This window comes from Pontibacterium sp. (genome assembly GCF_041587635.1).
Taxonomy (GTDB): Bacteria; Pseudomonadota; Gammaproteobacteria; order Pseudomonadales; family Balneatricaceae; genus Pontibacterium.
In genome coordinates, this window is sequence record NZ_JBFGYC010000108.1 from 1 (window position 1) to 9,070 (window position 9,070).

Sequence of the window (9,070 nt, forward strand, 5' to 3'; positions counted from 1 at the left end):
AACATTGACGTCGGCCATAAAGTACGCCCGGGTAAAGCTGAATATCACCGATACATCGTTCTCTTCAGTGATCAGCGTATCCACGTAGAGACCACCCGCTTCGTTATTTAGCAGCGGCAATACAAACGGCAACTGTTTGTCTTGGGTACGTACACGGCCGACGATATAAGCCCCTTTGTTTCGATAGAAGACCGTTTTAACCACTTCGATAGAGGTGCTTTCTGCATCATTAAATTCATCAGCCATGTTATTGCGCACATGCCGCATAATATTGCGAATATCCCGCCGTTTATTTTCCCAGGGGATATCAAAGGCCACATCGTCCAGCAACGTCGATATCATCGTCTGTAATCCACGAACGGGATAATACGTTCGATAGATTTCATCACCGGAATCCACAATCCGACCCGCCATCGAACTGTGAATAAACATATGCTGATCATCCAGCTGCAAATGCCCGAACAAACGACAATAGATTGAGTTGTAATAGGTTTCGGCCAATTCAAAATCATCGCGCAAGACGATCAGATTGATATAGGCCTGCTTCGCAAGAAGCCAAAGATCAGAGGTATGTAACGGCTCACCCACCGAGCGCTGTAATGCTTCAGCCGCATCCTGACACATACCCTCATAGAGATTGATACGTTCAGTCGAGGCGTGCTGCACAGCTCCCCAATCGGCTAACTCGAAACGGGCTTTCGCACCCGCGGTAATACGATGAAAGTGCGCACGGTAGTCAGAGAAACTCTGCAGAATGTCCTGTGCGATCTGTTCTGCCAACATCAGCATCGGTCTTACCCTCTGCGGCCAAAACACCCAGCCACTCTATAATGTAAGGTATGGATGACCTGCCACGGCCCAACTTTTTACTTTCGCCCATGCCATATAAACGTCAATTTAAGGGATTAGGCTTGAAAGTTAAGGGCTGCCAGTGGATTACACGATAGGAGAGATTGGATGTATAAGCTACCCGCGCTTGATGCAGTAAAAGAACTCAAAGCCATTGCGGTATTAACCAGCGGTGGCGATGCTCCAGGCATGAATCCTGCAATCCGCGGAGTTGTTCGTGCCGCGTTGAGTCACGGCATTCGTGTATATGGGGTCAATCGGGGCTACAGCGGATTGATCATCGGAGACATCTGGGAGATGAACTCCCGCTCCGTCACCAACATCGTACAACGCGGTGGAACGTTGCTAAAAAGTGACCGCTGCGAAGCATTTAAAGACCCGACCGTACGCCATCAGGCGGCTGAGATTCTGCGCGAGCGAGAGATTGAAGGCTTAGTTGTAATTGGCGGTGATGGTTCCCTCACGGGTGCAGCGCTGCTGGCCGAGGAGTCAGGTATCCCGGTTGTTGGCCTACCCGGCACAATCGACAATGATATCCACGGCAGCGACGATACCATCGGCTTTGATACGGCCGTCAATACCGCACTGGATGCTATCGACCGCATTCGCGATACCGCCCTCTCCCATGAGCGGCTGTTTCTGGTAGAAGTGATGGGACGTGATTCCGGTTTTATCGCCACACAGGTCGGGATCGCCTGCGGCGCCGAGATGGTGGTTATTCCAGAGGTCGAATTTAAGATCCAAAGTCTCTGCTTTCAGCTGGCGAACAACCGCGTCAAAGGCGAAGGTTCCAGCGGGATTATTGTTGTGGCCGAAGGTCCGCGACCGGGGCTCACCTACCGCATAGCACAACAACTCGAAGAGAACGGTCAATCGCCCAAGGTTTGTATTCTTGGCCATATTCAGCGAGGCGGCAGCCCAACCGGACATGACCGGGTATTAGCCTCCTGCATGGGAGCAACCGCTGTCGACTACCTGCGGGCGGGGTACTCCAGCATCATGGTGGGCGTACAAAAAGGTGAAATTCTGGATGTTCCGCTGAAAGAGGTGCTAGAGCGCAAGAAACCCCTCGCCAGCGAATGGATCGCCATGAGCTCGCTGCTACACAAGTAGCTATCAGCTTCCCGGGGCGCTAAGATGCGTCCCCATGACCATCAGTGACTTACCTCTCCAGCAGCGCTATCAAGCCTACCTAGAACAGGGCTACGATGATGATCCGGTGCAACGCTATGCATTAGACCACTTATGCCAGCTGCAGCACCTACTCAATCAGCACCGCAGTCAAACGCTGCCACGCGGTCTTTATCTCTGGGGACCGGTCGGTCGGGGTAAAACCTTCCTGATGGATCTGTTCTGCGACTCCTTACAGGAGGATGACGGCAACGATTGCGCGTTACGTCTGCATTTCCACCGTTTTATGTCGCTGATCCACCAGCAACTGCAAGACTATTCCGGTCACGAAGACCCTCTGCAAGAAGTCGCCAAGGGGCTGGCACAGAAATACCGCGTGCTCTGCTTCGACGAGTTTCTCGTGGCTGAGATCGGCGATGCCATGTTATTGGGCCGGTTGATTGAACATCTGTTCCGGCAAGGTGTGACATTGGTCTGCACATCCAATCGCCCACCGGAAGAATTATATCGGGGCGATATCCATCGTGACCGTTTCGAACCTACGGTCAAACGTCTGCGAGAGAATATGACCGAAGTGGCGATAAACGGAGAGAAGGATCACCGTCTGCGAGCACTCACCCACAAGGCTGCGTTTTTTGTCGATAACCCGGAATCACTCAGCGACTTATTTCAACCCCATGCAGAACACGTACACAGCCGCGATACGGCTATTCTGGTCTGTCGACGTCCCATCCCCTGTATCGCCGCAACAACTGATGTGATCTGGTTCGATTTTAACGCCCTCTGCGAAGGCCCACGTAGCCATCTCGATTACATCGACATTGCTCGCCGCTTTCACACACTGTTTCTAAGCAACGTACCTTTGCTCGGCGGCAAGCAATATGAGCGTATCAAAGCCCGCGGCACCGAAGACGGAGCCATCGGCTCAAAATCCACCGGTGAGCGGCAGGTAATGATTGGCCAGTCGGATGATCCCGCCCGACGGTTTATAGCATTAGTGGATGAGCTCTATGACCGCAGGGTTAATCTGTTCCTGAACGCGGCGACCGATCTGGATACACTCTATCAGGGTGATCTGCTGGCCTTTGAGTTTAACCGTACCCGTAGCCGCCTGACCGAGATGGCCTCGGAAGAGTATCAACAAGCGGCACACCAACCCTGACCGCCGGCTCAATCCGGCCTGCTGCTCACCCCAGATACGAGCCTCTTCCTGCAATCCTGTTAAGCTTTCACTCAGCGATCACCACTTATATTGGCAGGCCAGCCATGAGGAACCCACAATGCGAAGCCTGATGCGATTTTTCTTTCAGGGACTCCTGATTCTGCTACCGGTCATTCTGACCATCTATCTGGTCTACCTGATCTTCACCGCTCTGAACGAAACCGTGTTTTCTGCCATCGGCAGCCTCTTAACCCTTTTCTTTCCGGCACTGGACCCGGGGTTGAGTGCAACACTTGCCGGCACCGCCGTCACCCTGATCGTGATTACCGCAACCGGCCTGCTCGGTTCGCTGTATCTGGGCCGTTATTTAATGGGTTATGTGGATCGTTTTCTCGATCGTATCCCGCTCGTCAAGCTGCTCTATAACGCACTGAAAGATCTGTTCAACGCCTTTTTAGGAGACACTAAAAGTTTTGATAAACCTGTACTTGTATATTTGAGCGAAGATAAGCGGATTAAAGCGATGGGATTTATGACACGGGAAAGTATGGAGAGCTTCGGCTTGGAAGATGAGGTCGCAGTCTATCTGCCGCAATCGTATAACTTTGCCGGCAACCTGATTATTGTTCCAAAAACTCAGGTTGAACGACTGGATGTCGCAGCCAGTCAGGTGACCGCCTTTGTGGTCAGCGGAGGTGTCTCCACTGACCGTCAGAACAGCAATTAACCGCGATGATCCGACACAAACGGGTTACTCTCACGTTCATGACCGAACGTAGACATCGGCCCATGCCCTGGAATGAAATCAACATCGTCACCTAACGGGAACAACTTCTCGCGAATAGATGCGATCAGTGTTGGATGGTCACCTTTAGGGAAATCCGTACGGCCAATCGAGCCCTGAAACAAAACATCACCCACCATCGCGATCAGATCACCGGGATGAAAGAACACCACATGGCCCGGCGTATGGCCCGGGGTATGCAAAACGCTCAGTGACTGATTGCCCACCTGCACATCATTGCCTTCATCCAGCCAGCGATCAGGGGTAAAACCTTCCACTGGTGGAAACCCGAACATCGTACACTGCTGATCCAGACCATCAATCCAGAACTTATCCTCAATATGCGGACCTTCTACCGGCACACCGGCTTTTGCTACCAGCTCAGCAGTCCCCCCCACATGATCGAGATGAGCGTGTGTCAGCAGGATTTTCTCCAGCGTTACACCTTCCTCCTCCACCGCCGCCAGAATACGATCAACGTCACCACCCGGGTCGATCACCGCAGCTTTGTTGGTTTCTTCGCACCAGATCAGAGTGCAGTTCTGCTGGAACGGTGTCACAGGGATAATTCGGAATTTCATAAAGTACAGCGCCTCACTGGTTGATACGACCGAGTATATCAGAGGCAAAATGACGACGGCATAACCGAACGATGATCAACGCTAAGAGTTTGCCTGATCCAGGTCACGCCAGCGACGGATCAGTTTACGACTGTAACTACCGGAAGGGTGGCGATAGGTTTTCAGTGCAAGCTGCCAGACCTGTTCCAACAGTGCCTGCTCACGCCCTGAAGATACGTGCTTTAAGCGAACCAAATCATCAGTCCAGAATACACGTCGGTGACTGTTCAGATAATCCTGCAAGATAGTCAGATCATGCAGCTGCCCTAAATATTCACCCAGCATTTTCAGGCGTGCCCGTTGTTTATGCAGCTGCGTCGGAAACAACAGCGAAAATTGATAATAGAATCGTTTCACTTGTTTGCGCCATCTGTGCAACTGTTCCGCTTCGGGTTGCTGTTGAATCTGCTTCCAATGCTGACGTCCGGCATCGTACTCTACGGCAATGGCCGCACGTAAGGCCTTCTGATCATATGTCTTCAGATGCCAATGACGTGCATTTTTCTGTATGCGCCGCAAGCAGGTACGTGCATGTTCTAACGGCTCTAATCCAGTATCGCCTAAACAGGCGGCATGATAATGCTCAAACACAGGGCCACGTAATCGTTCACAACATTCATGATCGCAGATCTCTTGCAGTAACTGCTCCATGGTATCAAGCAACACCCGGGCATCCCGGTTATCAGACAAGCCCCCTGCCAACGCCTTGCTCTGTTCATCCGCCAAGCGATATGCCGATTTTCCTATCCCCGCGCGTAACAAACGTAAAAATGCCCGCATCCGCTTCATCCCCGTCCGGGTATCATGAACCACCTCATCACGTTGCGTCATGTTGGCCCGCGCCAGAATTTTGTTAATACTTTTCAGGTGGTTATCTACCGCTTGATGGGCCTCCCTCCCCAATCGTTGACTGGCGTACAGTGCAATAGCCATGATGGGTCTCGCTTTCAAATATCTCTGTTCAAAGAATAGACCACTGCGAATGAGCTACACTGAGAGGTGCAGGAGCCCCAACCGGCAGGAGCCTCAATGAGAGGTGAATACCATGTCCCTTGCGCCAACCATTCAGCGCTATCTGGATAACCAGCATATTAACTACAAACGCGTTTTTCATCCTTACGCCGAAACCGCTATGGGCTGTGCCCTCGCAGCCAAAGTTCCCCCTAAACGGGTCGCCAAAGGTGTAGTACTGAGAGACGATGAAGGTTTTGTGATGGCCGTTGTACCAGCCGACCGTCAGGTCGATTTGCGCGCTGTGAATCATTTCACTAACCGCCTGCTGACCACAGCCCGTCAGAACGATGTCAAAATCCTGTTCCGGGATTGTGCAACAGGTGCGGTGCCCAGCTTAGGTCAGACTTATAATCTGCCTGTAATCTGGGATGACCATCTGGGTGAAGAGCCAGAATGCTATCTGGAAGCCGGAGACCACCGCGAGCTGGTCAGAATGAATCGGGACAGTTTCCTCGATTCGATGAAAAATCAGCCCCACGGCAGGATTAGCTTTTAAAAGCGGATCAGCACTCACCCCCAACTATGCGGCGACAAACGATGTCGTCGCATACTTTTCCTCTCCGATCTCACTCTTTTACACCTTCACCACTTTACAGCCGACTCGTATTTGCGGATAAAGGGGATATACCTGCTATCTGAGCGAAAGGACCTGGCAGCACATGAAAAAACTGAAACACGAAGCAGAACTGGTACGACAGGCACTCACCGTAGGGGCAGCCTATTTCGAAAAGCGTGGCGCCGGAAAATTTGAAGCAACCGACAGCGCCAGCAACAAAGTCACCGCCGTTTACCGTTTACTGGTGCAGGATGGTTTGATTCAACCGCTGGCTAAGGATCAGGAAAACGAGCCGAATATGAAACATAAACTGGCGCTGTGGATAGAACGCCAGCTACCGGACAATCACCCATTGAAAAACGGCTAATCCCGGATACATACATCCGCGTGGGGTGCTTTAGCGCACCAAACGCGGATTACCGCACTTTCTTGAATGACCAATCACCATACAAGTATTTATTTTTATTGGGATGCGCCTCTTTCTTATACTTTCCGCAAGTTCCCGCTACCAAAATCCACACCTAAGCACTACATTTATACAACGATCTGTCCTATAACACTTCGGGCTGGCATCACATAGTCTGGTTGTAAGCGCTTACTCGGATAGCTCCAATTGTCTGGTCACTTGGCTAAGTCAGGATGCAGTCATGGCGCATGTAAAACGGATTTCGCTGGCACTTACTCTTCTGCTCGTAGTGTCTCTCGGTATTTATGTACAACAAGGGTTGAACAGCCGCACACCACCTCTATCCATCCGCATCGCGGTTTCACAAACACCGCTGAGTACGCCTTTTTATGTTGCTCAGAACAACGGTTATTTTAACGATCAGGATATCGAGGTTGAACTGGTACCTTATGTCGGTGGACACCTCTGCTTCCAGGCACTGACAAATGGCGAAGTGGATCTGGCCACCACATCCGATTCGGTCATCATGTTTAACAGTTTTGATCGCCGTGATTTTTCTATCCTGAGCAGCTTTGTAGAATCCGATAACGATATAAAGGTGATATCACCCGCCCCGTTGGAGATAAGCGAACCCGGGCAACTGCGCGGACGGCGTATTGGGGTCATTCATAACACCGCCAGTGAATTTTTCCTGCACAGCCTGCTGCTGATCAGTGGTATTTCCCCTCAAAACGTAGAACTCATCTCTCTGCGCCCAGACGAAATGTCCGCTGCTCTGCTGGATGATCAGATTGATGCGGCGTCTGTTTGGGAGCCTTACGCCTACGAAGCGTTACAACAATCCGAACCACCACCTAACATCATCAACGCAAGGGGCATGTATACCCTGTCTTTTAATCTGGTCAGCATGCGCCCTCAAGTTTCTAATCAATTGACCGAACACAGAAAAGTACTCGCAGCCCTCGGTGAGGGCCATTCGTTACATCGCAAAACATCCGGAAGAATCACAGCGGATCATTGCACAGCAACTGCAACGCGACCCCAAGGCCATTGCACACAGCTGGAACGACTATGTTTTTAAACTCTCACTCAGCAACTCTTTGATCTCCACACTGGAGAGTGAAGCACGCTGGGCCGTCACCCAACACCGAGTAAGCTCAGCATCCATACCCGACTACCGTACATTTATCGACGATACTGCGTTGTCATCCACTGAACCTACGGCGTCACTGATACGATGAAAATTTCTCAGCGACTTGTCATTCTGGCGACCAGCGCCGTTGCTCTATCGATCGCCCTGACCGGTAATATGCTCTGGCAGGACTATCAGCAATCCAGAATTTTTTCACGACTGGAGGATGCCTATCGGGTACAAACCGGTATTGAAACAATGCGGGCACATCTTAGTAACTATCAGCAATACAGAAACTTGTCTCCCCTGAGCGAGAGTCGCTTACTGTATGAAGAGCTGGATGTCATGCTGAGTCAGTCAGCCAATACACTGGATCAACAGGAGGTTTACCTTCAAAGCCTGAACAAACGCAATAACAGCGTAGGTTTTCTACTGGACCAGATGATCCGAATTCACGAGAGCGGCCAGGATCAATCCCAAACCGATGCCCTGACTCACCTCAGCAATCTGCTCTCCTCAGTCATCCAATCGATGTCTGAAGACACTGTGCGACTGGAACAATATGCCGTTGATGGCTCGAAGCAACTGCACACACAAGGAAACCTACTGACAGGCGGCCTGTTATTAGCACTCACACTGCTGTTATCCGGTTTAAGCCTGCGCACCGCTAAGTTATTCAAGCAACGTATCTCATTGCTGGATCAGGGTATTCGTCACCTGAGCGAAGGCGACACCCGCATCCAGATTGAAATGGATGCCGGAGATGAGTTCAGTGAAGTCGCCCACCATTTCAATCAAATGACGGACAGGCTGCAGGAAAGCTCGATCTCCCGTAATCAGTTGCAGATTGAGGTAGAGCGCCGCACGCAAGAGCTTGAGATGCAGAAACAAGCCCTGAGACAATTGGCAGATCATGACGAGCTCACCCAGTTGCCCAACCGTACCTATTTCCGTAACAGCTTGCTCAGTACGATCCGGAAAAGCGAACGCCATGGTAACGCCGTAGCCGTACTGTTTATGGATCTCGATAAGTTCAAACAGATCAACGATTCATTAGGGCACAATGTGGGGGATGAGGTATTGCAGGAAGCGTCCCGTCGTTTTCGTGATCGCCTGCGCTGCAGTGACTTCGTTGCCCGACTTGGCGGCGATGAATTCACCGTGATTATCGAACCTCTGGATAATCCTCAGGATGTTGCAAACATTGCCCAACAGCTTCTGCAATGTATGCAGAAACCGGTTCTGGTAAAGCAACACTCACTGCATCTGGGTACGAGTATTGGTATCAGTGTCTTCCCTCAAGACGGAAAGGATGTCGCCACCCTGATGCGAAATGCCGATCTGGCAATGTATAAGGCGAAAGAGAACGGAGGCAACCGTTTCCACTTCTACAGTGAGGATATGACCCAGGACGCA

Annotated in this window: 10 protein-coding genes; 7 read left to right on the forward strand and 3 right to left on the reverse strand. The window is 51.2% G+C overall.

The genetic code is table 11. The annotated features are described in order from the left end of the window. The coding region (locus tag ABYW01_RS07635; RefSeq protein ID WP_372831886.1) for an isocitrate dehydrogenase kinase/phosphatase AceK regulatory subunit at positions 1-789 on the reverse strand (789 nt) is incomplete at its 3' end. A gap of 168 nt (positions 790-957) precedes the next feature. On the opposite strand from ABYW01_RS07635, the gene pfkA reads away from it, so the two are divergent. From pfkA to ABYW01_RS07650, 3 genes are all read left to right on the forward strand, one after another. Then, complete coding sequence (gene pfkA / locus ABYW01_RS07640; protein WP_372831887.1) at positions 958-1,962, forward strand: 6-phosphofructokinase; 1,005 nt, start codon at positions 958-960, stop codon at positions 1,960-1,962. A 34-nt stretch (positions 1,963-1,996) separates the two neighbouring features. Continuing rightward, positions 1,997-3,142: a cell division protein ZapE gene (gene zapE / locus ABYW01_RS07645; protein ID WP_372831888.1), complete on the forward strand. Its 1,146-nt coding sequence runs from the start codon at positions 1,997-1,999 to the stop codon at positions 3,140-3,142. A 118-nt stretch (positions 3,143-3,260) separates the two neighbouring features. Continuing rightward, complete coding sequence (locus ABYW01_RS07650; RefSeq protein WP_372831889.1) at positions 3,261-3,869, forward strand: DUF502 domain-containing protein; 609 nt, start codon at positions 3,261-3,263, stop codon at positions 3,867-3,869. On the opposite strand, the gene ABYW01_RS07655 is transcribed toward ABYW01_RS07650, so the two are convergent. Next, a complete protein-coding gene (locus ABYW01_RS07655) occupies positions 3,866-4,507 on the reverse strand; it encodes an MBL fold metallo-hydrolase (RefSeq protein ID WP_193954784.1) in 642 nt (213 codons plus the stop codon). The two genes, ABYW01_RS07650 and ABYW01_RS07655, sit on opposite strands and share 4 nt — an antisense overlap. Before the next feature lie 81 nt (positions 4,508-4,588). Next, positions 4,589-5,479 (reverse strand): CHAD domain-containing protein, encoded by an 891-nt coding sequence (locus tag ABYW01_RS07660; RefSeq protein WP_372831890.1) that lies wholly within the window; start codon positions 5,477-5,479, stop codon positions 4,589-4,591. A 112-nt stretch (positions 5,480-5,591) separates the two neighbouring features. Between ABYW01_RS07660 and ABYW01_RS07665 the strand changes: the two genes are divergently transcribed. From ABYW01_RS07665 to ABYW01_RS07680, 4 genes are all read left to right on the forward strand, one after another. Continuing rightward, a complete protein-coding gene (locus tag ABYW01_RS07665; RefSeq protein ID WP_372831891.1) occupies positions 5,592-6,056 on the forward strand; it encodes an aminoacyl-tRNA deacylase in 465 nt (154 codons plus the stop codon). A 163-nt stretch (positions 6,057-6,219) separates the two neighbouring features. Then, positions 6,220-6,483, forward strand: coding sequence for a DUF5062 family protein (locus tag ABYW01_RS07670; RefSeq protein WP_193954787.1), 264 nt, complete (start codon positions 6,220-6,222; stop codon positions 6,481-6,483). 280 nt (positions 6,484-6,763) lie between these two features. Then, positions 6,764-7,603 carry an ABC transporter substrate-binding protein gene (locus ABYW01_RS07675; RefSeq protein WP_372831892.1) on the forward strand — a complete coding sequence of 280 codons (840 nt, stop codon included), beginning with the start codon at positions 6,764-6,766 and terminating at the stop codon, positions 7,601-7,603. Between the two features lie 156 nt (positions 7,604-7,759). Next, a partial coding sequence (locus tag ABYW01_RS07680) for a diguanylate cyclase domain-containing protein (protein ID WP_372831893.1) occupies positions 7,760-9,070 on the forward strand: 1,311 nt, incomplete at its 3' end.